Raw genomic sequence first — 22,479 nt, 5'->3', positions numbered from 1 at the left:
GACGTACTCGGGCGTCAGGCACAGGCGCTTGGCGATCGCCTCGCCCAGTTCGACGCGCATGCCACCACCGCCTCCGGCACCACCGCCTCCGGCACCACCGCCTCCGGCACCACCGCCCCCGGCACCACCGCCTCCGGCACCGCCGCCTCCGGCACCGCCCCCGCCAGCACCAGCACCAGCACCAGCACCAGCACCAGCACCAGCACCAGCACCAGCACCAGCATCGCCGCTTCCGCTACCACCACCGCCACCCGCTGCGAACATCCAGCGGTCGTTCTTGCCGACGTTGGGTGCGCCGGTGGTACTGCCTGCGGGACGCGTGGCGCGTTGGGACGGCTGCGCGATTTGCGCGGCTTGCGCCGGCGGGCGGGTGTAGTTGCAGAACGCCTCGCCGAACGGGTTGTAGCGATCGCACTGGCTCGAGGGCACGGCTGGGCGAGGCGAAGCTGCCTGAAGCTGCGCCGCGGGCGCGGTCCTGCCTCGAAGGTCGGGAGCTTCCGTGCGCGTCATCGACGATGCCTGCGGGACTTCCGGCAGTCTGGTTGCGGTGCCGGATGCCATCGCCGCTGATGTCGCTGCCGGCCACGGTGTTTCCGCGGTCCGAGCGGTGTCGATCATCCGCGCTGGCGCTCGTGTTCTTGCAGGCGCAGCGCTTCGCGTGGCCGCGACCGCTGATCCGGTCGCGTTGGAGGGCTGCACAGCAGGCGAGGGGCCGTCGGCGACCTTGGGCGCTGCGGCAGTCTCTGTCGCTGGCGCCACGGCCGGCTCAGACGATGTGGCAGGCGTGGGATCGGGAATCGGCATCGGCGTCGGCGCTGCCACCGACGTTGCAGACGCCTGAGCCGACGCCGCCTCCGGCGCCGGTGATGCCTGCCAACTGCCCGCGCCGGGCAGCGCAAGCGGCGGCGCCGAGGTGCCCGATCGGCCGACGAACCACAGCACGAAGGCCGCATGCAGCAGGGCCAACACCAGCAGCAGCCAGACGATCGACGCATCGACGCCCGGTGGAAGCGGAATGCCGAGCACGCGCCGCGTAGCCACCGCGCCGCTGCGCTTCGCCTTCGCAGCCGCAGTCGGGTTTGCAGTGCGTGCCGCGGATGCATCGCCTGCGTTCCAGTCCGGCCCGACCGGGCGGAGGCTGCGCGCAGGCGAGAGCGGCCGTGCGCAACTGCGGCAGTACTTCGCGATGTCCCTGTTCAGCGTCTGGCAGGCATCGCAGACCCGCGTCATCTGGTGCGGCTGAATGGCCGGGCCTGGCGGCTGCCAGTCGCTCCAATCGGGCTGGGCCTGCACGCTGGCGGCCTGGCTGGCGTTGCTTCGCATGGCGGGGCCCGTGCTTCTAGGACGCGAGCGGAACGAGCACCGTCACGCCCACCAGGGAGTTGATGACGATCCAGTACGCGGCCAAATCCCACGCCCGTGCCCATCGCGGCATCGACGGTGCCGCACCTTGCCGCATCACGGGCAAGTCGTCTACGTCGGAAGCATAGAAAGCCGGCAGCTTGTGATGGCAGCCCTTGCAATGGCGCGCCGAGCCGAGGTTGATGGTGCTGCAGGCCTCGCAGACTTCCGCCGACACGGCGCCCGTGCGCAGCATGGCGAGGTCGATCAGGCTGCCGAATGCGACGTCGGCCAGAGCGTTCGCGGGCGCGGTCGTGGTGGTGTATGCGGTTGTGGTTGTTGTCATGGTGGCTCCTCGTGGGGGTGACGAATGCATGGGGCTGCTTCAGCCGAGCAGTCGCATCAGGCGCTGCTCGGCGACGGCGAGCCTCGCGAAGATCAGAAGCTCCTCGTCCGAGGGACCAGGTCCCTGCCCGGCCAGGTGCCGCCTGAATGCGCGGACGATGCGGGCCTGCATCGCCTTCCTCACGCGCACCGCAGCCATCCACGCTTCGCGCACTGTGCGGCCGCCTGCCTCGCCCGGGGGGCGCGACGCCCCATGCGCGTGGATATGGCCTGGATCAGAACGGCGGCGCGCCCGGGCGAGCGATCGCCTCGGGTGCCTTGCGGCGGGTTTGTGCATCGGGGCCCTCTGGATGTTGTCGATCGATGGTCGGTTGATGTGTGAAAATTTCACATCAATGTCGCTCTTGTCCTATAGTGAAGCGTGCGGGCCTGTAAGACAGTGGCGCTAATTCATGTCGATCTGGTAACCGCGCGTCAACGCTCCGACCCTCCGACCATCCATCGCCACCAGGAAGCCCGTGCACTCAAGATCCTTGCGCGTTCTGTTCGAGATCCGGCTGCGCTGGTCCGACGAAGTCCTCGAAGAAGAAGCGACCGGCCGTGACGGCGGTTTCTGGTTTCCTGACACCCCCCACAATCGGGTCAGGCTCGACGCAGCCGTGGCACTGGGAAACAGCCTTCATGGCGAGAGAACTCACTGGATCGAAAAACGCCAAGCCTGAACGCAATGCCAAAGTCGCAGGCGCAGGGCGAGGAAATGCGGAACGCACGGGCTGGGCACTCGAGGCCTGTGCCCGCGTGCTGCGCCCTGTGGTCCGGCTCGCGCTTTCCTTCGGGCTCAAGCACGCCCACTTCGAAGCCATGCTGCGCGACCTGCTGATCGACGAGGCGCGCCGCGCGTGGCGCGCGAAGGGCGCCGAACCCAACATCAGCCAGCTGTCGGTGACCACCGGGCTCAACCGCAAGGTCGTGACGGCCAAGGTGCGTGAGTCCGCGGAGACCTTGCCTCACACGGAGACGTCGGCAGCGGCCAAGACGCTGACCCTGTGGCTGCAAATGGTCATGGACGACCCCGCGCTTCGCAGCCTGCCGATCGTCTCCGACGGCGAGACCGCGTCCTTCGACGCGGTCGCCCGGCATGCCAGCCGCGGCAATGTGCATCACCGCACCATCCTGGTCGAGCTGGTGCGCCTCGGCATGGCGAGCGAGAAGGATGGCCGCGTCGAGCTCGAGGCGGCCGGCTTCGTGCCCGCGAAGGACTTGCAAAGCATGCTCGCCTTTCTGGGCGACAACGCGCGCGACCATCTGTTCGCCGGCGTGGCCAATACGCTCGGTGCCGATCCGCCGCTGCTGGAGCGTTCGGTGTTCGCGTCCGGCATCACGGTCGAAGACTGCGAGCGCATCCACCAACTGGCGCGCAAACGCTGGAGCACGCTCCACCACGAACTGACGCGCGAGATGACGCGCGCCTACGAGGCCGCGGACAGCAGTGCATCGGGCCGCGTGCGGATCGGCATCTATACCTACTACGAAGACACGGCGGACCCTGCGAACGCGGCGCCCGTCGACCCCACGAAGCGATCGGACGACAAAGCATGACCACGACCTTTTTGCGCACGGCCCTTGCTGCGCTCTCCACTGCGCTGCTGATTTCGTGCGGAGGAGGCGGTGGCGGCGGCGGCGGTGGCTTCGCCGTCGGTGGCGCCGCGGTCGGCACCGGGGCGCAGCAGCAATCCGGCCTGGTCGTGGCCTCGGGCGACACCGGCAGTCCGTCTGCGGGCGGCGGCGATGGCGGAGGGAACAGTTCGACAGGTGGCTCTGCCGGTGGAGCGGCCGGCGGTGCCGCCGGCGCAGCGGGTGGCGGCACATCGGGTGGCGGCACATCGGGCGGCGGGGCCACGGCCTCGTCGGGCGGCGACGGCGCGGGCGGCGTGGGCTCCGGCGGCACGGGCGTCAGCACGGCCGATGCGGCTGGCATCGGCGCCGTCGACGGCGCGGGCAGCATCATCGTCAACGGGCTGCGCTACAACACCGACACCGCGACCTACAACGTCGAAGACACGCCCGAACTGCAGCTGGGCATGAGCGTGAAGGTGAGCGGGCCGGTCGATGCCGACTTCCTGAACGGCATCGCGCGCCGCGTCGACTCGGCCGCCGACCTGCGCGGCACGGTGTCTTCGATCAACCTGGGGCAGGGCAGCTTCGTGATCCTGGGCTCGACCATCACCACGGACGAAGCCACGGTCTGGGGCAATACCACGGGCCTGGCCGCCATCGTCCCCGGCAGCACCTTGCAGGTGTGGGGTCTGCCTGCCGCGCCCGGCACGCTGCGCGCGACGCGCGTCGAGCAACGTGCGCCTTCCACGCCGATCCTCACCGGGACAGTGCAAAACCTCGACACGCTGCGGCGCAGCTTCGCCATTGGCGGCACGCCCGTCGACTACGGTGCAGCGACGCTGTCGGGCAGCCTGGACGGCCGTCCGCTGGCCGAGGGCACCCTGGTGCGCGTGCGTGCAAGTGCCGTGGTGGCGGGTCGCCTGCAGGCGACGTCGGTGCAGTGGTGGTACCCGGTGCCGACGGCCAACGGCACGCCGGTGCAACTCGCGGGCATCGTCACCGACTTCGCGGGGCTCGGCTCGCTGCGCGTGCTCAACGTGCCGGTGAACGCGGCGTCGGCGCGCATCAACGGCGGCCCGTCGAATGCCGTGGGCAACGGCGTCAAGGTGGAGGTCGCCGGTGTCATGTCGAACGGCGTTCTCCAGGCCACCAAGCTCAAGCTGCGGCACGTGCCGGGCACGGGCGGGCCGTCGTCCTTCAGCCTGATCGGCACGGTCGGCAATTTCAGCTCCCCGGACAGCTTCCGGGTGCGGGGGCAGCCGATCGATGCCAGCGGGCCGGGCGTGGTGTTCGTCAACGGCACGGCGGCCAACCTGCGCAGCGGGGCGAAGGTCAGCGTCGAAGGCGCGCAGGTGATCGACGGTGTGCTCATCGCGACGCGCGTCGTGTTCGATTGAGGCCTCGCCGACGTCGACTCACCCGTTCGTTGGGCCGCCTCGTCGCGGCAGTGCCTCGGCGTGGCGTTGCCCTTACACGAACCGTGGGCGCGAGCCGACCCGGCCACGACCCTTCGGTATGCGTTGATCGTGGGATGAAGTGCCTGTCATCTACGCCTTTTTCCATCGGCCTCTTGGGCCGTGCATTCACGGCCTGCTCCTGTGTCGTTGTCGTGGCCTGCGGTGGCGGTGGCAGCGGCGGCGGCGGTGCGGCGCCCTTGCTCGGGGCGACGATGCCGATCGCCGGCGCGCCTGCTGTGGCCGATACGAGCGTGGCCCCTGCGCCCGCCGTCGACGCGCTTCCGTCGACGCGCGTCACAGCTGTTCCGAAGGCCAACTACGGAGCGTCGGAAGGCATGCAAGCCTTCGAACTCATCAACGCCGAGCGGGAGCGCTGCGGCTTCGGTCTGGTTGCGCAGAGCGCGCAGCTCGATTCAGCTGCGCAGGCCCATGCCGACTGGCAGATCCTGAACAGTGACCTGAGTCATGCCGAGGTGCCCGGCACGCCCGGTTTCACAGGCGTCGACCTGCTGGACCGCGCCTCGGCCGCGGGCTACGTCGCCGGTGGTGTGGGTGAGGAAATATCGAGCTTGTACTACTCGGGCTCGGTTGCCGGAACGGGTGTGTTCGGTGTACGCGCGCTCCTGGCGCTGCCGTACCACCAGCTGGGCATGCTGGCCGGCTATCGCGACATCGGCATTGCGTTGCGTGGGAGCGACCAGCTCGGCACGACCCCCAGCAAGGGGCCGCGCACGGTCCAGCAGTTCAACCTCGGCTACACGTCCTCGTCCGGTCCGCAGGAGCCTGCGAGCGACGAGGTGCTCACGTACCCCTGCGAAGGGACCCGAGGCGTCTTCTACGAGATCACCAACGAGACACCGAACCCGGTGCCTGGGCGAGACCTGCGTACCCGACCTCTGGGGCCGGGCATGGTCGTCGCCGTGCGAAGCGGGCAAGTGCTCGTGATTTCGTCGGCCCGCATGACGACGTTGTCGAACCGCGCTCCCGTCTCGCTGCGTGCGCCGCTGACGAAGGACACCGACCCCCATGCCGTCCTGGCGTCGCATCAGGCGGTCCTCATTCCCGACGCATCGCTGCTCGCGAACACCACGTACGAGGTCAGCATCGCGGGAACCAACGACGGCGCTGCTTTCAAAAGGAGCTTCACGTTCGCGACCGGGTCCGGTGCGGCTCGTTGACCGGGCCCGTTCCCGCGGCGCGTTGCCTCAAGACTTCTTCTTCGCGTTGCCCCAGCCGGAGAACACCCTGTCGAAAAGCGATCGACTCGGGCGCGACACGTGATCGGTTCCGTCGTCGGCCGGAGCCTTGTCGGCCGTCGAAGCGAGTTGGCCCAGGGTCTCGAAAACGTACCTCGGTGGCGCCGTCCGAAACCCCAGGGCTCGTTCGGCCAACTGGATCACACGCATGGCAAGCAGCGAGTCGCCGCCGAGATCGAAGAAGTTGTCGCTGGGCCGGATATCGGAAACCTCGATCTTCAACACGTCGGCCCAGATCTTCGCCAGTTGCAGTTGACTTCCAACAAGCGCTGGCGTGCTAACAGCCTCTGCAGCAGAAGCGCTCACCGTGCGTTGCGTTACCTCGAAAGCCACGTGCGCGTCTGTTTCGCTGCGTGACAGGTGCCGAAGACGCCCCGCTTGGGGCGCTGCGCCCGAGCCGATCAGGTTCGCCAAGGTCTCATGCGGATCGTCGGCCACCCTCTGCAAAAGCTCGACATAGCGATCGCGCAGGGCCGCCGCTGTTTCTCTACGGAAGATGTCTGCGTTGTAGGTGAGCCCACCCTCGAGGCCATCATGACCATCGGCCAGCCACAAGCCGATGTCTTCCGTCGCGCCGCGCTGGGACACCTTGATCTGGCGCTGTTGCAACGGTCCGATGCACGCCGGCCGGTCGCGTGTGTCCTCGAAGGAGAAAAGCACCTGGTACAGCCCGACGCCCTTGGCCCGCGCCGAGAACTCGGGCTCGCCGGCGAAGCGCTCGAAAGGCACCTGTTGATGGTCCAACGCCAAGACCAGGTCCTGCTTCAGGTGCTGCACGAACGCTCCGAGCGTCTGCCCGAGGTCGACCTCCACGAGAAGCGGCAGCAGGTTGCCGAACAAGCCCATCACGCCCTCGATCTCGGGAAGCTGCCGACCGCGGACCGGCGTCGCGACGACGAGCGTACGTGCATCTGCCACGCTGCTCAGCAGAAGCGCGTATGCACCGAGTGCGAGCATGTTCAGCGTCACCTGATGGCTGCGTGCGATCAGCCGAAGCCGCTCGGTGAGCGCGCCGTCGACGGCCATCCAGTGTGTGTTTCCCTGACCGGTCAACCCCGCTCTGCGCGGCATGTCGGTGGGCAGCGCCCGCGATGGTGCTGCGCCTGCGAAGCGTTGCTTCCAGAAGCGCAACTGTTCGTCGCACTGGGAAGAGTTCAGCCAGTTCAGGTACCACTCGGCATAGTCGCCGTGCGTGACCGTCACCGGAGCCAAGCCATGCGGCACGCCATCGAGCTGCGCCTGGTAAGCGGCGGACAATTCGCCGACGAGAAGATCCACGCAGCCTCCGTCCCAGATCAGGCGGTGCGCCACGAAGACGAACACGTGGTCGTCTTCAGCGACGCGGATCAGCGCCGCGTTGAAAAGGGGGGCGCGATGAACATCGATCAACTGGTCCGCCACGCGCTGCAGGGTTTCGGCGAGTTCCGCTTCCCGCTGGTCGGAAGGCAATTCGCGAAGGTCGATCAGCGGCATCTCGACCTCGACCTCGTCGGCAACCGATGCGACGAGTTCGCCGTGCTGCGACGTTCTGTCGAACCATGTGCGCAAAGCTGGCTGGCGGCGCACGATCTCGCGCAGCGCATCGTGAAGCGCCGACTGGTCGAGGAAGCCCGTGAGCCGGAAGGCCGAGGGCGTGTTGTAGACCGATCGCCCAGGATGAAGCTCTTCCAGGAACAGGATGCGTTCCTGCATCGGCGTCAGCGGTGCGGCGCGGCGCCCATCACGATGCGGGATTCGCTCCACCGCAGCGACACCCTCTGCCTGCAGCTGGGCCACCGCCGATGCCAGGCGCTCCGCGGTCGGCGCCGCGAAAAGCGTGCGCAGCGGAACGATCACGTCGAATTCCCGGCTCAGCAAGGCCGCGAGCCGCGAAGCCAGCAACGAGTGACCACCCAGGGCGAAAAAATCGTCTCGAATGCCCAGCGCCGGCAGGCTCAGCACCTTCTCCATTGCGCGCAGCACGAAGCGCTCGCGCGGATTTCGCGGCGCGTCGTCGTGTGGCGCCGCCGGTGTCCGCTCGCCTTCGAAGTCGGCCGGTGCGGGCAACGCTTTCCGGTCGGCCTTGCCATTGGGAAGCCGCGGAATGGCGTCGAGAACGACCAGATGCTGCGGCAGCATGTACTCGGGAAGGCGTTCGCGCAGCACCTGCTTCACGGCTGCGACGTCGATCTGCTGACCAGCTGCAGGAACGAGGTACGCGACCAGGCGCACGTCGCCGAGGCTGTCCTCCCGAGCAACGACGAGGCTGGACGCCACCCCGGGACCCGCGTTGCAGGACGCTTCGATTTCCCCCGGCTCGATTCGATAGCCACGCACCTTGACCTGGAAGTCGAGGCGGCCCAGATGCTCCAGGAGGCCGTTGTTGCACCAGCGGCCACGATCCCCGCTTCGGTAGATCTTGCCGCCCGCGTCGATTGCCGGATCGGAAACGAAGGATTTGCGCGTGAGTTCAGGGCGGTTGAAGTACCCGATCGCGACACCTGCGCCGCCGATGCAGATCTCGCCCGGCACGCCGACGGGGCATCGCTTTCCGTGCGCGTCGAGGATCCACACGCTCGTGTTGGCGATGGGGCGGCCGATGAACACGCCGTTGCGACCGACCTGCGAAGAATCCACGCGCCAGAAGGTCGAATAGACCGTCGTTTCGGTGGGACCGTACAGGTTCCAGACCTCGCCACAACGTGCCTCCAAGGCGGCTGCCAGATCGGGCGGCAGGGTTTCTCCGCCGGACAGCGCCTTCAACCCGGCCTTGCCCTTCCACTGCGCATCCAGCAGCAGTTGCCAGGCGCTCGGTGTGCCTTGCAGCACCGTGATGTCCTCGCGCTCGATGAGTCGGCACATCGCCTGTCCGTCTTTCGCCGTCTCGCGATCCACCAGCACGATCTCCGCCCCCACCTCGAGTGGGAGGATCAGTTCCATGACCGCGATGTCGAAGCTCAGGGTGCTGGCTGCCGCCACCCTGTCTTCCGGGCTCATGCGCAGCACATGGCGCATGCTCCCGAGCAAGTTGGCCACTGCACCGTGGGAGATCGCCACGCCTTTCGGCTTGCCAGTCGATCCCGAGGTGTAGATGAGAAACGCCATGTCGTCGGGTCTTGCACTCTGCGGGCCCGGCGTCATCGGGCCTGACGGCGCCTTCAGCCATTGCGCGTCGATGTCCAGCCACAGGAGCTGCCTGTCGAGGTCCTCGCACCAGGCGGTGGGCGCATTGGCAACGCCGGACGACAGAATCAACAGGCCGATGCGTGCGTCTTCTGCCTGAAACTCCAGCCGCGCCATCGGAAAGTCCGGGTCCAGCGGCACGTAGGCGGCGCCGCATTTGAGCACTGCGAGCAGCGCGACCACCATGTCCGCGTCCCGCCGGAGGCACAAGCCGACGCGGTCGCCGCGCCCGATGCCACGCGTCCGCAACGCATGTGCCAGGCGATTGGACCGCTCGTCCAGTTCGCGATAGGTCCAGCGCTTCCCACCGTGCCGAAGCGCCACGCGGTCGGGCTGTGCCGCCGCGCTCATCTCGAAGCCGGCGTGCATGAGGCCGCTGCTTTCGAGTGGCGTCGGTGGTGGCTGGAGGGCAACAAGACGGGCTTCTTCGGTAGCCGTGAGTAGGTCGACCCCCCCCAGGGCGGCGTGCGGGTCGCGCACGGCGGCTTCGAGCAGAAGCTCGTACATGCCCAACCAGCGACGAATCGACGCCTCGTCGAACAGGTCGGCGTTGTACTGCACTTCGCACTGCATGCCGCCGGCGACCGGCGTGAGGTTCATGAACAGTTCGAAGTTCTCGTACGCCCGCGGGATGCTGCGCAGCTTCGTCCTCAAGCCCGGAAACCCGCCGACAGCCGCGTCCGCGTCGGCATCGACGTTGAACAGGACGCTGACCAGCGGCAGGCGACGTGGATCCCGCGGCACCAGCAGCTTCGTGAGAAGCGTCCCGTAGGTGATGTTCTGATGCTCGAAGGCGTCGAGCAACAGGCCGCGGCTCTGCGTCATCAGATCGCGCATCGCGGTCGATCCGTCGACCGACACCCGCAGCGGCAGGAGATTCACGCAATGCCCGACGAGCCGAGGCATCTCGCTTGCGAGCTGCCCTGCGGCCGCGATGCCGATGACCAGATCCTCCTGCTCCGTCAGCCGATGAAGGAGCCCGGCGAATGCGCCGAACAGCGCGGCGTAGAGGCTCGCCGACGATCCGGCAGCGAGCTTGCGGGCCGCATCGATTAGGCCGGCGTCGAGCGTCGCATCGACGCGGTTCGACGTGAACGTTCGCGTCGGCGGGCGTGGCCGATCGATCGGCAACTCGAGCATCGGCAAGCTGCTGCCGCTGAAACGCTCCAGCCAGTAGTCGACATGGGCCCGCATCGCCGGGCTGTCCATGGCGTCGGCTTCCCAACGCGCGTAGTCGGCAAAGCGAGGCGCGGGTTCGAGCGACGGCCTGACGGCCAATTCATGCGCGTAGAGCTCGCCGAGCTCCGTCCATATCACGTTCCACGACCAGCCATCGCAGACCGCGTGGTGGGCGCTGAGCACCAGGGTGTGGTCCTGTGGCCCGCAGCGATAGAGCCTCGCCCGAAAGAGGGGACCTTGTTCCAGGAGGAAACGGTCGCGGACTGCGGTTTGGACGGCGGCCTGCAGCCAGTGGTCCGGTTCAAGCAGCTCGTCCTCGGGCATGTCGATGCGATGCAGCGTGAAAGGCTGGGTCGCGGCGATGACGAGTTGCGTGCCGTCCGCCGAGAACGTCGCGCGAAGACTCTCGTGGCGCGCCAGCAGCTGCCCCAGGGCGCGCTCCAAGGCGACTTCGTCGAGCACGCCCTGGAGCTGAAGTATGCCGGCTTCGTTGTAGGCCAGGCTGGCGTCAGTGCCGAGTTGGTCTGCTAGCCACACTTCGCGTTGCGCCTCGGTCGTTTCGATGACCGCTGCGATGTCGCCGAAAGCAAAAGGATCGAGATTATCGGAGTTCGACCTGTCAGCCATGGGAGCCACGTCTCTCACGAATCAGTCCTCGTCGAAGTGCTGGCCGCGTCCGGTGAGGAAGCGGCCAAATTTGAGTTGTGAAAATTTCACATCGAATTCGCCGTTGTCCTATATTTGCGGGCCCGGTCCTGTCGGACGCTGGCGCTTGTTGCTGTCAACTCGGCCGCGCCAAGTGGTCGTTTTAAGAGCCGGGCGCGCAGACGTCGTTACGCTCTCGAGCTTCCGTTTGTCGCTTTCGAATGACGACGCCGCCGGCGCCAGACCGCTGGCCGCTTCGACGACTCTGGAGAAATACATGCGAACACTCGACCTCCCCACCGGCGGCAAGATCCCCGTGCTCGGCCTGGGCACCTGGTGCATCGGCGAAGACCCGGCGCTTCGCGGCGCCGAGGTGGCCGCCGTGCGCAGTGCCATCGCCATGGGCTACCGCTTGATCGACACCGCCGAGATGTACGGCGAAGGCGGCGCGGAAGAAGTCATCGGCCAGGCCATCGCCGAGGCGCTGCGCGCCGGCGACGTGAAGCGCGAAGAGCTGTTCGTCGTGAGCAAGGTCTATCCGCACAACGCCAGCCGGCGCGGCACGCCCGCGGCTTGCGCGCGCAGCCTGGCGCGGCTCGGGCTCGACCGCATCGACCTGTACCTGCTTCACTGGCGCGGGCAGTACCCGCTGTCCGAGACGGCCGAGGCGATGCGCTCGCTGGTGGACAAGGGCCTCATCGCACGCTGGGGCGTCAGCAACTTCGACACCGACGACATGCAGCAGCTGGCCGCGCCGGACTGCGCGGCCAACCAGGTCTACTACGCGCTCAGCGAGCGCGGCCCGGAGTTCAGCCTGTTGCCGTGGCAGCGCGAGCGCAGCATGCCGTTCATGGCCTACAGCCCCATCGACCGCGGTTCGTTGGCGGACGATGCGGGCCTGCAGCAGATCGCGCAGCGCCTGGGCGTGACGGCCGCCCAGGTGGCCCTGGCCTGGGTGATGGCGCAGCCCGGCGTGGTGGCGATTCCGAAGGCGGTGCGCGACGCCCACCAGCGCGACAACCTGGCCGCCGCCGCGCTGAGCTTGAGCGCGGAAGACCTGGCCGAGATCGACCGCTTGCATCCGCCGCCGAAACGCAAGAAGCCGTTGGCGATGATCTGACGCGCAGCGGCAACGCCGGCGCTCAGCGCTTGCGCACCGGCGCTCGCTGCGGCTGCATCACCGGCGGCTTGGCCGCGGGCTTGCGTGGATAGAGCTGGGCGATGAAGGCCTTGTCCGAATCCGACAGCGTGCTACCCGCGTTGATCGGCTCGCCCGACGCGATCATTTCGCCGGGGAAGTCGTAGGTCATCACCGAATGGCGATCGAACTTGCGGTACGGCGGAATGGTCGGCGGATTGCGATCGAGGATGTTCTGCTCGACCTGTTCGCGCGACCAGTAATTGGGCGGGCCGGTGAAGTTCTTGAACACGGCTTCCCGGTTCCACTCGATGCCCTCGTTCGGGTTCTTGTGCTCCTGCCACAGGCCGAGGGCATGGCCGAATTCCTTGAGTACGACGCGCCGAAGCTCCCAGTCCGGCGTCAGTTCGAGGAGCCAACCGAAGTTCATGGTCGGCTCGTCGGGTGGCACGTTGCGCGCATCGGTGCCCTGGTAGGACCAGCTGCCGTCGTTGCTCTTGAAGCCGATGCGGATGTCGGCGGGCGTCTTACTACGGTCGCCGAGCACCTGGTAGTGCAGGTTCGCATGCTTCAGCCACAGCGAAGCGGCCGCCATCACGCGCTTGCGGAGCGTCGGGCTGCCACCGATGAAGCGGATGCGCAACGTGCTGCCGTTGGGCCAGAGCCTGAGCTTCACGGGTTCGGTGCCGGCCGCTGGCGCCGGGGCTGGGGGCGGCGCATGGCCGGCCTCCGGATGTCCTGGCTTCTGGGTCATCGCCTCCACGTGTTCCCAGAGCGGCTCGTCGTCGGGTCGGCTCACCAGCGCCAACGCGATGATCTCGCGCAGCCGTCCGTTCGAGGCGATGCTGCGAAGCGCACCGATCAGTTCTCGATGGTCATCGGTGTGCGACGAGATGCGCATGTCGAGCAGCTCGACCAAGGCCTGGCCCGGGAACGCAGCAGAGAGCACCTCGGCCAGATGCTCGATGCCCCATCCGTCCACGCCCAGGTCCGTCGGCAACCCTTCCCGGACCCGCGCCGTGGTCGCCCCGATCAGCAATCGAACCATCGCGTCCACGTCATCCGCCTCCAGCAGCGACTGCTGCAACGCGACCTGTGCGTCGATCAGTTCGGACAAGCGGTAGCAGTCGGAAGAGGTAGATGCGACCGCGGCCAGTTCGGCCAGTCGGCCCCCTCCGCCGCCGGTGCGGGCGAGCGCTCGCAGTGCGCGGACGAGCTCGGCGCGCGACGGTGGCTCAGACAGGTGCCGCGCCTCGATCGGCTGGATGCGCGCGAGCATGGTCGTGTCTTCGCCCGCTATCTGCGTCGGCGTACCAACCGCACGGCTGAAGCCCGTGAGCGTCACGTCGACGCCGTCGCCGCGGCTTGCGTGATCCGTCACGTGCGCCATCGTTCCGATCCGCCGCAGCCGGCGTGGATCGAATCCGTCTCCCTGGCTTTCGTCGAGCACGACGAACACGGTCGCGTCTCCGCCGTTCTGCACCTTGAAGAGACCACGCATCGATTCGGGCCGCGTCAGTAGCAGCTGGCGCTCGCGTCCGGGGAACAGGACCACGTCGCGCACGGGAAGCAAGGGCAGGTAGGTCTGCGAGTCGGCTCGACGCTCCGACAACACGTCGCGGATGCTGCGCAGCACGTCGGCGCGATCGGTGTGCGCGTCGGTGGGCGACATGTCGAATTGCGCGCGGTTCGCCGCCGTCTCCACTTCGCGCAAGGCCTCGGATGGCAATTGCCGCGCGGCCGACAGCAACGCGAGAAGGGCGTGATAGGCGACGAAAGGCTTCTCCTGGCGAATGCGCGTGCCGAGCCATGCACACCATTCGGCCTGCGGTTGCAGCTGCAGCGCGACGGCCATGGCCAGGCGAAGCCCTGGGCTGTCGCCGCTCGCCCAGGCTTGAAGAGGCCAGTCCGCACGCTGCTTCAAGACTTCGCGCATGCGGATCGTGATCTCCGTCATGACGCGGGTCCTGGGGCCGCCGGAGGGCATGCTCGCGCGCTCCCGCTCGTACTCGCGGGCCAAGGGGGCGATCGCATCGCTTTCGGGCGGCGGCATCAGCGCGTAGGGCGCTTCTGCGGCGGCCAGCACCGCCGGCCAGGTCACTCCGCAGCGCATGCACAAATGCTCAAGCATGCGCTCGGGTACACCATCCGTCGCTTGCATGATGTACGTCGCCAATGCGTCGGTGTCTCGCATCTGCTCCAGCGAAAGGCCGTCGAGCCGCAATTCGCCGCCGTGGCGGTCGATCCATTCGCGCAGAGCTTCGTCGGTGATGCGTGAGAGCGATGGAAGCAGGGTCACCCGCAGCGCGGACAGCAACCCGCTGGGCAGGCTTTGGTCCGCCGTGGCGGTCGGCTGCCCGCGGTCCAGCAGGTACACCGCCACCGGAAAGTCGAGTGTTGCGAGTTCGCGGAGCTCGGCTTGCTGCGAAGCAGTCAGACGCTCGACGCCATCAATGGCGATGGCCAGGGTACGGCCCGTGGCGAGGCGGGTCAGGTACTCGCGGAGCAAGGCCCGCGTCGGCTCCAGTCCCGCTGCGCGGGCCAGCAGCGCCCGCAGCGAAGACGATCGATCCGTCGGCACGACCCACAGCAAGGCTGGGGCCTTGTCGTACTGAGACAGCAGGCGCAGCAGCACCCAGCGGTGTGCGTGATCGCTGCGACCGCGGAGGATGAAGACCCGCGCTCGCGACCCCACGAGCTTCGCACGATGTACCGCGCGTTGCTCAGAAAAATCCAGGCTTTGCAGCGCGCGAACGACCGCTTTCGGATCGCCGCTCTGCGGCGCGGCCGGCGTCGCTGGCAATGCCGGCATCGCGTCCCGCATCGCGACGAACCATTCCTTCGAAAGGTTCCCCGTGCCCCCGCCCGTCTCTGCCGCGTTCAGCCACGCCAGCGCGCGCTCTGGCGCGAGGAAGTTCAGCGCGGTGAGCTGCTGTGCATGGCGCAGCTCGGTGCGGTCGAACCAGCTGCTGCGGCGCTCGGCGTGCTGCCACAGCAGGGCGGCGACGGCGCGCAGGCGCTCCTGCCCGTGCCGGGCCATGAGCCGCGCCAGCAGCAACTCGCGCACGGCGGCATCCATCACGCACAGGCCTTGCGCTTCGGCCTCGCTGCACAGCGGCGACAGCAGGAGCAGAGACTCGACCCAGTGGGGCAGGCGTTCGCCGTCGAAGAAGAAGTTGATGCGGATCAGGTGCAGCAGGCCGGGGTCGAGCGCCACGGCCAGCGCCGCGTGGGCGGCGAGGTCGAGCGCCGTGGTGGCCAGTGCCTCGGGGGCCGGCTCGCCCATGGTGGCGGCGGCCGCCTGCAGGGAGCGCTCGAACTGCGTGAGACGCCGCCGTGCCAGCTGGCGCCGCGCCTCGTCGCTCACAGCGGGCGCTCCAGGTTGACCGGATGTCCGCGCAAGGCATTGACCGCGAGCTGGATGCCGGTGCGGTCGAGCGCGAACATGGGCACGTGGCGTGCCAGTTGCGCGGCCGAGGTGTGCGCCCAAAGGGGCCGCGGCACGGGGTTGAGCCAGACCACCGAGGGCGCGCGGCGGCGCAAGGCCTTGACGAAGGCCAGCGAGTCCTGCACGCGGCCCGCCTCGGCACGGCCGCGTGCGGCGCCGGCATCGCTCACCACCAGCGCGGTGGTGCCCGGCGCCATGGTGGCGAGCAGGTCGCGCAGCGGCTGGCCTTGCTCGAGTTGCGGGTCGGCGTACACGCGGCCTGCGTCGAGCGGCTCGATGCGCGACAGCACCGGGTCGAGGGCCGGAAAGAAGTCGCCGCCTTCGAGCTCCGACAGCAGCGAGCGGTCGGTGCCCTCGGTCGGTACGTCGTGGAAGTAGTGCAACGAGGTCTGCTGCAGCATTCCGGCCTCGCGCACCGCCGTGCAGAAGGCGTCGACGAAAGGCCCATGGGGCGCCATCGATCCTTCCGAGTCGACGAAGAGGGCGAGCCGCGTGGCGTTGCGCCGGCGCGGCACCAGCACCGGCGGCACCGCGACGCCGCTGCGCAGGCGGCCGAGCAGCGTCTGGTCGAGGTCCAGGTCGGTGGCCGGCCCGAAGCGCATGGGCCGGCGCAGGCGGCGAAAGGCCTGCGCGATCTCGCGGTGCGTGAGCGGGTATTGCTCGACCAGCATCAGCCGCGCGTCGGCGATCTGCACACCGGCAAGCGTGAGTTCGGGCATGCCGACGGTCTGGCGGGCGACGCTGAGCTGGATGTCTTCGTCGCGTACCGGCTTTGGGGGCGCAACCTCGGGCCCGGGCGTTGCGGCGCCGCGGGTGCCGCGCGGCCGCGCGCGGACGGTCGTCGCGGGCGACGCATCGGCGTCCGGCTCGGGCGACCAGTCGGCCGGCCAGGCGAGGCGGGCGAAGAGGGCGCGCACGATCGCGGCCTCGCGCGGCGACTTGGCCCACAGGGCGACGATCAGCTCGCGCAACGCGTCCTGTGATGACCAGCCGAAGCCGGCCGTCAGGGCCGCGCGCAGCGCATCGAGGTCGGGCGGCCCGATGGGCAGGCGCCGCCGGCGGAGCTGCTCGAACAGCTCGCGCACCAGTGCGAAGGCATCGGTGTCAGCCACGGCGCGCCGGTGGCGTGGCCGACGCGAAGGCCTCCTGTGCCGGCTTGAGGTCCGCGACGTTCTTGATCAGGGCCTGCACGGCCGGCAGGCGGTCGAGCGCCGCCGGTGGGGTCTTGTTGGCCTGCAGGTAGCCCACCCAGTCGAGCAGCTCGGACAGCCCGGGCTTCTTGAGCAGGTCGCGCTGCCGCAGCCTGGTCACCACCTCGATCGCCTTGCTGCGCAGGGCGGCATCGGTGATGCTGTGCTGCGCGAGGATGGCGTCGAGCTCGTCCTTCGGAAACTCGACGTAGTGGAAGATGCAGCGGCGCAGGAAGGCCGTGGGCAGCGCCTTCTCCTCGTTGTGCGTGACGATGATGATGGGCCGCAGCGCCGGTTGGTCCGGCGGCACCTTGAAGGCGATGTCGGGCGACTCGGCCACCTCGAACTCCAGCCGGTCGAGCTCGCGCAGCAGGTCGTTGGGAAAGTCGAGGTCGGCCTTGTCCACCTCGTCGATCAGCACCACCGAGCGCCGCCCGTGGCTCGCGCGGACGATGGCGCGGCCGAGCGGGCCGAAGCGGATGTAGTCGGCCACCGTGTTGGCGCGCGGCGTCCCGCCCTTGCCGGTCGGCAACTGCACGTCGTGCAGGCGGCGCACCGCGTCGTAGGTGTAGAGCAGGTCCTGTGCCTTGCTGGTGCTCTTGATGTAGCTCTCTTCGATCGGCAGGCCGAGCGCATACGCCACCGCGTGGGCGAGCCGCGTCTTGCCGCAGCCCGGGTCGCCCTGCAGCAGCAACGGCCGCCCGAGCGCTATGGCGAGGTTGACCACTTCTTCCAGCGCGGGGCTGGCCAGGTAGGCTTCGCGCTGAACCTCGGCCTTGGGCGGCCGCGAGGCGGGCACGGAGTCGCTGCCGGTGGCCTCGATCCTGCGCGTGGCGGGCAGCCGGGCCCGGCGGTTGAAGCGTTGCGACAGGTCGATCTGGTGGCGGGAACTCATGGTCGTCCTCCTTCGGTTCTTCGGTGCATCAGGGCGGCTGTCTGAAGCGCTCGCGCAAGGCCGCCTGCGGCAGGTTCTGGCTCAGCAGCCTGATCGCGTTCTCGAGCGCGAAATAGGCGACGTCGGTCGGCGGGAACACCGCCTCGTCGACGGCCTTGTGCAGCCAGAGCTTGAAGTCGTCGCGCAAGTCCGGGGGCCAGCCCTTGTCGCGGGTCACGTCCTCGACCCATTCGTAGAGGTCCGTGTCCTGGAAGCGCGGCGCCGGCAGCAGGATGCAGCGCTCGGGCGCGGTGCAGTCGGCGCGCGTGTTGAGCAGCAGCACCAGGTGGTGCGCCAGTGCGTCTGCATAGGCCGCGAAGAGCCCGGGCAGCAGGCGTGCAACGGCATCGTCGGGCGCGCTGTCGGCATCGACCATGCACACCACGTGCTCCTGGGCCAGCCGGGGCTTGAGCCGGACGATGAGGTCCAGGGTCTTATCGACGGGGGTGAAGCGCTCGTCGAGGCGAAGGCGCGAGTTGCTGGTGGATGCCGGCACGCCCAGGTGGAGGCGCAGGCGCTCGATCACGTTGCCGATCACCGTCTGCTCGGCGCCGCACAGCATCAGCACCACCAGGCGCTTGCGCGGGATGGCGAGCGCCTTGCGCCAGACCTCTTCCAGCGGCCGCAGGTCCAGCGCGCGGATGTGGAGCAGGTCGGCGGCGCTGGCCGGCCGGTCGGCACCCAGCTTGCGGGCCAGCGCGAGCAGGCTGTCGTTGCCGGGGCGCCGCACGAGCGCGGTGTCCATCACGGTGGCGAGTCCGGCCTCGCCGTTCCGGGCCTTCACCACTTCGAGGAAATCGTAGGCCATGTCTTCGAGCGGGCCGTCGCCCACGCTCGCTGCGAGGCTCTTGACCTGCCCGGTGGCCTTGGCGAACTGGGCCAGCGCCTGGCGCGAGCTGAAGGCGTCGACGATGGCGTCGCGGAAGGCTTCGATGTGATCGCCGTACCGCAACGGGGCTTCTCCGGCTTGCCTCAGTCGCGAGCCGGCAGGAGCCCGAGCTTGCCCTCGGCCTCCATGCGCTCGACGATCGCGCGGGTCGCGATGGCCCGGTTGCTGGCCTGGGTCTTCGGGTCGACCCGGTGGTGGATGCCCAGCAGGGTCCAGCCCGACGCGAAGCAGGGCGAGCCCGAGGAGCCTGGTTCGGTCTCGGCCGTGTGCTCGTACACGGCCTGCTCGCGGTCGGGCAGCCAGCCGGTGACGGCGCCCGCCGCGACTTCGAGGGTCCGGCCCGCGGGATGCTGCAGCACGATGCAGCTTTCCTTCGGCAGCTCGAATGCGCGCGTGCCGAGCGCCAGCCAGCCTCGCTTCTGCCCATCGGCCAGCGCTTCGTCGCCGATGGCGCGTGCGAGAGGGAGCAGCACGTAGTCGAGCTCGCCCTTGTGGCTGGCGTCGAGGTACGTCGACGCCGGGTCGAAGCCAACATCGACGCCGGGATCGGCAGGGGCCTGGCCCTCGGCCGCGCGGAAATCGAAGCAGGCGCTGTAGTCCTTCGGCTCGCCCAACTGACCCGAGCCGGGCGCAGACTCGAACACATGCCAGTTGCTCATCACCAGCCGCGGGCCGACCAGGAAGCCTGTGCCGATCGCCTGCCCGCCGCAGCGGATCTGGCAGACGCGGCGTTCGCAGCGCACCATTTCCTGCCGCCAGCGCCCGGTGGATTCGAGGCCGGAGGCCTGGATGATCCGCGCCTGGAAGCCATCGTCGAGCCCTTGCGATGCACGCCCGGTGAAGGGCGCCGGCGCGAGGCCGTGGGCGCGGGCGACGTCGCGCAGCATCTCGTTGCCGGGGCTGCGCGCCACTGCATCGCGAAGCAGCACCTCGGTCCAGCCCTTGGACTCGGTGAGTTCGAGCAGGTCGAAGGCCACGTCGTCCAACGGCCCCTTGCCGACCTTGGCCTCGAGGTTGATTTCCAGCGCGAAGGCGGCCAGCTGCTTTAGCGATGCCCAGTTGCGATAGCCGTCCACCAGCGCATCGCGCGCGGCCTCGAGCTGGTCCGGGGTGAGCCGTGTCATGTGGCGTTGGTTCTCACTCAAAAACCAGCATATCAGGCAAAGGAAAGGCGTCCAACCGGAAGATCACCTTCCAGGTGGACGCCTGTTCGATGCTTCGCCCCTTCGGGCGACGCGAAGTCAGTGTGCTTCTGCTTGCTTGGCTGCGGCGATGATCGCCGCGTCGTCCTGCTTGGCACCGTTGAGGAACAGGTTCAAGCCCACCGCCGCGATCGACGCCAGCAGGATGCCCGACTCGACCAGCGAGTGGATGCCGTGCGGCATCCATTGCTTGAAGTTGGGCGCGATCAGCGGAATCATGCCGACGCCGATCGACACCGCGACGATCATCGCGTTGTGGCGGTTGCCCTTGAAGTCCACCCCGCCGAGGATGCGGATGCCGGTGGCCGCGACCATGCCGAACATCACGAGGCCGGCGCCGCCGAGCACCACGGTGGGCAGCGACTCCACCAGCGCCGCCATCTTGGGCAGCAGGCCCAGCACGATGAGGATGACGCCGCCGGCCACGCAGACGTAGCGGCTTTTGATGCCGGTGACGGCGACCAGGCCCACGTTCTGCGAGAAGCTGGTGTACGGGAAGGTGTTGAAGATGCCGCCGATCAGCGTGCCCAGGCCGTCGGTGCGCAGGCCGCGCGCCAGGTCTTTCTGGGTGATGTTGCGGTCGGTCATTTCGCCGAGCGCGAGGAACATGCCGGTGGATTCGATCATCACCACGATCATGATCAGCGTCATGGTGAGGATGAGGATCGGGTCGAAGATCGGCATGCCGAAGTGGAAGGGCAGCACCACGTCGACCCACGGCGCCTTGCCGACCTTCTCGAAGGTCATGAAGCCGAAGACGGTGGCGACGACGGCGCCGATGACGATGCCCAGCAGCACCGAGATGTTGGCGATGAAGCCCTTGGCGTACTTCACGATCAGCAGGATCGACACCAGCACCAGCGCCGCGATGCCCAGGCCGCCCAGGTCGGCGTACTTCGGATTCGGCACCGAGGGCACGATGGCCAGGCCCTTTGGTACGGGCGGCACCGAGCTTCCGGGCGAGGTGACTTCGGCCAGCCACTTCGCGTACACCGGGTCGACGATGGCGGGCGCCGTCGGGCCCACCGGGTTGCCGAAGATCCAGTTGATGCCCACGCGCATCAGGCTGATGCCGATGACCGCGATGATCGTGCCGGTGACCACCGGCGGGAAGAAGCGCAGCATTCGAGACACGAGCGGCGCGATCAGTATCGATACGACGCCCGCGCCGATGATGGCGCCGAAGAGCAGCTGCGCGCCGTTCTGCCCGGGGTTGGCGTTGGCGATGGCGACCATGGGCGCGACGGAGGCGAAGGTCACGCCCATCATCACCGGCAGCTTGATGCCGAACCATTGCGTGGCGCCCAGCGCCTGGATCAGCGTGGCGATGCCGCAGCAGAAGAGGTCGGCCGAGATCAGCAGAGCGACCTCGTCGGGGCTGAGTTTGAGCGCGCGGCCGACGATGAGCGGCACGGCGACGGCGCCGGCGTACATCACCAGCACGTGCTGCAGGCCAAGGGCCGTGAGCTTGCCGGCGGGGAGGCGTTCGTCGACGGGATGGACGGCGCCCGAGGAAGCGATCGAAGCGGTGGTTGAAGAGGCGGTTGCAGTCATGCAGGGGGCTCCTGGATGCGAGTGTCTGGGGCTGCCGCGCGCGGTTCCGCAAGCGGCTCACAAGTCTGTACGCCGAACTGTATACACTTTAGGCCGGGCGACGTATGGCGGAAAACCCGCATTCGCGCACGCACTTCGGACTCAGGCCGACAACGAGCCCAGCCGGTCCACCACCAAGTCATGCAAGGCCTGTGCCGCGGCCGACAGGCTGCCTTCGCGCCGCTGCACCAGGTAGACGCGCCGCGTGAGATTCGGCAGCGGCAGAGGCCGGATCGCCAGCGCCTCGCGCCGGAACTGGTACAGCGTGAGCGTCGGCACCACGCTGATGCCCAGGCCGGCCTCGACCATGCCCATGACGGTGGCGAGCTGTTCCACCTCGAGCAGCGTGTTCATGGCCAGCGGGTGCAGCGCGGCCTCGAGGGCCTGGCGCACGCTGCTGTTGCGCGCCATGTGGATGAAGGGCCAGGGCGCGAGCTTGCGCAGCGTGAGCCGCGGCTCGGTGGCCAGCGGGTGGTCGGCACGGCACACAAGGTGAAATCGGTCGGTGCACAGCACGCGCATGCGCAACTCAGCCGCGTCGGCGGCGCGCGTGCCGCCCGAGGCCAGCGCGAAGTCGGCCTGGCCGCCACGCACGAGGTCGATGCAGGCATCGGACAGCAGGTCGCTCAGCGTGAGTTCGATGCCGGGCCAGCGCGCGAGGAAATCGGAAAACAGCGCCGGCAGCCAGCCGGCGGCCAGCGAGGGCAGGGCGGCGACGTGCACGCGGCCCTTGCGGCGCTCGACGTGGTCGCTCAGGTCGCTCACCGCGCGCTGCATGTCGGCAAGCAGCCGCCGCGCGGAAGGCTCGAAGAGCAGGCCTTCGGGCGTGAGCTGGACGCTGCGCGTGGTGCGGTCGAACAGGCGGGTGCCGAGCTCTTCCTCGAGCGTGCGGATCAGCGTGCTGAAGGCGGGCTGCGACAGGTGGCAGGCCTGCGCCGCCCGCGTGAAGTTGGGCAGGTCGACCAGCGCAAGGAAGGCGCGGAGTTGCCGGGCAGAGAGTTCTGGAAATGCCATTCGATCCGATCCAGGTTCGATTGATCCGAATTTCGGATAAGCCCATCCGAACTTTCGATTTTACGAATC

At 68.4% G+C, this 22,479-nt stretch carries 17 protein-coding genes and 1 pseudogene; 7 read left to right on the top strand and 11 right to left on the bottom strand.

Annotated features, from left to right (window positions below):
- Positions 1–14: 14 nt before the first annotated feature.
- Positions 15–242, bottom strand: coding sequence for a hypothetical protein (locus B0W80_RS35525; protein ID WP_218668918.1), 228 nt, complete (start codon positions 240–242; stop codon positions 15–17).
- 257 nt (positions 243–499) lie between these two features.
- Between B0W80_RS35525 and B0W80_RS35520 the strand changes: the two genes are divergently transcribed.
- Together B0W80_RS35520 and B0W80_RS35515 are read left to right on the top strand one after the other, a co-directional pair.
- Entirely contained in the window at positions 500–841 is a 342-nt protein-coding gene (locus B0W80_RS35520) for a hypothetical protein (protein ID WP_179106958.1), read from the top strand.
- Between the two features lie 174 nt (positions 842–1,015).
- Positions 1,016–1,243: a hypothetical protein gene (locus B0W80_RS35515; RefSeq protein ID WP_077000525.1), complete on the top strand. Its 228-nt coding sequence runs from the start codon at positions 1,016–1,018 to the stop codon at positions 1,241–1,243.
- Positions 1,244–1,339: 96 nt separating this feature from the next.
- On the opposite strand, the gene B0W80_RS17985 is transcribed toward B0W80_RS35515, so the two are convergent.
- Both B0W80_RS17985 and B0W80_RS35510 read right to left on the bottom strand, forming a co-directional pair.
- Positions 1,340–1,687 (bottom strand): hypothetical protein, encoded by a 348-nt coding sequence (locus B0W80_RS17985; protein WP_077000524.1) that lies wholly within the window; start codon positions 1,685–1,687, stop codon positions 1,340–1,342.
- A 39-nt stretch (positions 1,688–1,726) separates the two neighbouring features.
- Positions 1,727–1,885 carry a hypothetical protein gene (locus B0W80_RS35510; RefSeq protein ID WP_179106957.1) on the bottom strand — a complete coding sequence of 53 codons (159 nt, stop codon included), beginning with the start codon at positions 1,883–1,885 and terminating at the stop codon, positions 1,727–1,729.
- Between the two features lie 334 nt (positions 1,886–2,219).
- On the opposite strand from B0W80_RS35510, the gene B0W80_RS35005 reads away from it, so the two are divergent.
- The 4 genes and pseudogenes from B0W80_RS35005 (at position 2,220) to B0W80_RS17970 (ending at position 5,938) form a co-directional block, all read left to right on the top strand.
- Positions 2,220–2,408 (top strand): hypothetical protein, encoded by a 189-nt coding sequence (locus B0W80_RS35005; protein ID WP_143684675.1) that lies wholly within the window; start codon positions 2,220–2,222, stop codon positions 2,406–2,408.
- Positions 2,409–2,460: 52 nt separating this feature from the next.
- Positions 2,461–3,285 (top strand): annotated as a pseudogene (locus B0W80_RS17980) (DUF6502 family protein); the annotation flags it as partial.
- Positions 3,282–4,700 (top strand): DUF5666 domain-containing protein, encoded by a 1,419-nt coding sequence (locus tag B0W80_RS17975; RefSeq protein ID WP_077000522.1) that lies wholly within the window; start codon positions 3,282–3,284, stop codon positions 4,698–4,700. The pseudogene B0W80_RS17980 and the gene B0W80_RS17975, both read left to right, overlap by 4 nt.
- Positions 4,701–4,972: 272 nt before the next feature.
- Positions 4,973–5,938, top strand: coding sequence for a CAP domain-containing protein (locus B0W80_RS17970; RefSeq protein WP_179106956.1), 966 nt, complete (start codon positions 4,973–4,975; stop codon positions 5,936–5,938).
- A gap of 27 nt (positions 5,939–5,965) precedes the next feature.
- Here the strand turns inward: B0W80_RS17970 and B0W80_RS17965 are convergent, their stop codons facing one another.
- Complete coding sequence (locus B0W80_RS17965) at positions 5,966–10,984, bottom strand: non-ribosomal peptide synthetase (protein WP_077000520.1); 5,019 nt, start codon at positions 10,982–10,984, stop codon at positions 5,966–5,968.
- A 295-nt stretch (positions 10,985–11,279) separates the two neighbouring features.
- On the opposite strand from B0W80_RS17965, the gene B0W80_RS17960 reads away from it, so the two are divergent.
- Entirely contained in the window at positions 11,280–12,122 is an 843-nt protein-coding gene (locus B0W80_RS17960; RefSeq protein ID WP_077000519.1) for an aldo/keto reductase, read from the top strand.
- Between the two features lie 22 nt (positions 12,123–12,144).
- On the opposite strand, the gene B0W80_RS17955 is transcribed toward B0W80_RS17960, so the two are convergent.
- From B0W80_RS17955 to B0W80_RS17925, 7 genes are all read right to left on the bottom strand, one after another.
- Positions 12,145–15,507: an LON peptidase substrate-binding domain-containing protein gene (locus B0W80_RS17955; RefSeq protein ID WP_077000518.1), complete on the bottom strand. Its 3,363-nt coding sequence runs from the start codon at positions 15,505–15,507 to the stop codon at positions 12,145–12,147.
- Complete coding sequence (locus B0W80_RS17950) at positions 15,504–16,700, bottom strand: VWA domain-containing protein (RefSeq protein ID WP_077000517.1); 1,197 nt, start codon at positions 16,698–16,700, stop codon at positions 15,504–15,506. Before B0W80_RS17950 ends, B0W80_RS17955 begins: the two co-directional genes overlap by 4 nt.
- Positions 16,693–17,673: a MoxR family ATPase gene (locus B0W80_RS17945; protein WP_083745467.1), complete on the bottom strand. Its 981-nt coding sequence runs from the start codon at positions 17,671–17,673 to the stop codon at positions 16,693–16,695. The genes B0W80_RS17950 and B0W80_RS17945 overlap by 8 nt, the downstream gene beginning before the upstream one ends.
- 28 nt (positions 17,674–17,701) lie before the next feature.
- Positions 17,702–18,664: an effector-associated domain EAD1-containing protein gene (locus tag B0W80_RS17940; protein ID WP_077000516.1), complete on the bottom strand. Its 963-nt coding sequence runs from the start codon at positions 18,662–18,664 to the stop codon at positions 17,702–17,704.
- Positions 18,665–18,684: 20 nt separating this feature from the next.
- Positions 18,685–19,725, bottom strand: coding sequence for a trypsin-like peptidase domain-containing protein (locus B0W80_RS17935; protein ID WP_077000515.1), 1,041 nt, complete (start codon positions 19,723–19,725; stop codon positions 18,685–18,687).
- A gap of 117 nt (positions 19,726–19,842) precedes the next feature.
- Positions 19,843–21,357, bottom strand: coding sequence for a nucleobase:cation symporter-2 family protein (locus B0W80_RS17930; protein ID WP_077000514.1), 1,515 nt, complete (start codon positions 21,355–21,357; stop codon positions 19,843–19,845).
- A gap of 141 nt (positions 21,358–21,498) precedes the next feature.
- The gene (locus B0W80_RS17925; RefSeq protein ID WP_077000513.1) at positions 21,499–22,410 is read right to left on the bottom strand and encodes a LysR family transcriptional regulator; all 912 of its coding nucleotides are present in this window, start codon (positions 22,408–22,410) and stop codon (positions 21,499–21,501) included.
- Positions 22,411–22,479: the final 69 nt, after the last annotated feature.

It is taken from the genome of Variovorax sp. KK3 (assembly GCF_001984055.1).
Lineage (GTDB): Bacteria > Pseudomonadota > Gammaproteobacteria > Burkholderiales > Burkholderiaceae_C > Variovorax.
Note: the sequence above shows the minus strand (reverse complement) of the source record. Positions and strands in the feature narration are given on the sequence as shown.

Excerpts from the sequence above, each read along its gene's own strand:
- B0W80_RS17925 (WP_077000513.1), bottom strand. The coding sequence starts at position 22,410 with ATGGCATTTCCAGAACTCTCTGCCCGGCAACTCCGCGCCTTCCTTGCG.
- B0W80_RS17965 (WP_077000520.1), bottom strand. The coding sequence starts at position 10,984 with ATGGCTGACAGGTCGAACTCCGATAATCTCGATCCTTTTGCTTTCGGC.
- B0W80_RS17930 (WP_077000514.1), bottom strand. The coding sequence starts at position 21,357 with ATGACTGCAACCGCCTCTTCAACCACCGCTTCGATCGCTTCCTCGGGC.
- B0W80_RS17985 (WP_077000524.1), bottom strand. The coding sequence starts at position 1,687 with ATGACAACAACCACAACCGCATACACCACCACGACCGCGCCCGCGAAC.
- B0W80_RS17935 (WP_077000515.1), bottom strand. The coding sequence starts at position 19,725 with ATGACACGGCTCACCCCGGACCAGCTCGAGGCCGCGCGCGATGCGCTG.
- B0W80_RS17945 (WP_083745467.1), bottom strand. The coding sequence starts at position 17,673 with ATGAGTTCCCGCCACCAGATCGACCTGTCGCAACGCTTCAACCGCCGG.
- B0W80_RS17960 (WP_077000519.1), top strand. The coding sequence starts at position 11,280 with ATGCGAACACTCGACCTCCCCACCGGCGGCAAGATCCCCGTGCTCGGC.
- B0W80_RS17975 (WP_077000522.1), top strand. The coding sequence starts at position 3,282 with ATGACCACGACCTTTTTGCGCACGGCCCTTGCTGCGCTCTCCACTGCG.
- B0W80_RS35515 (WP_077000525.1), top strand. The coding sequence starts at position 1,016 with ATGCCGAGCACGCGCCGCGTAGCCACCGCGCCGCTGCGCTTCGCCTTC.
- B0W80_RS17970 (WP_179106956.1), top strand. The coding sequence starts at position 4,973 with ATGCCGATCGCCGGCGCGCCTGCTGTGGCCGATACGAGCGTGGCCCCT.
- B0W80_RS35510 (WP_179106957.1), bottom strand. The coding sequence starts at position 1,885 with ATGGCTGCGGTGCGCGTGAGGAAGGCGATGCAGGCCCGCATCGTCCGC.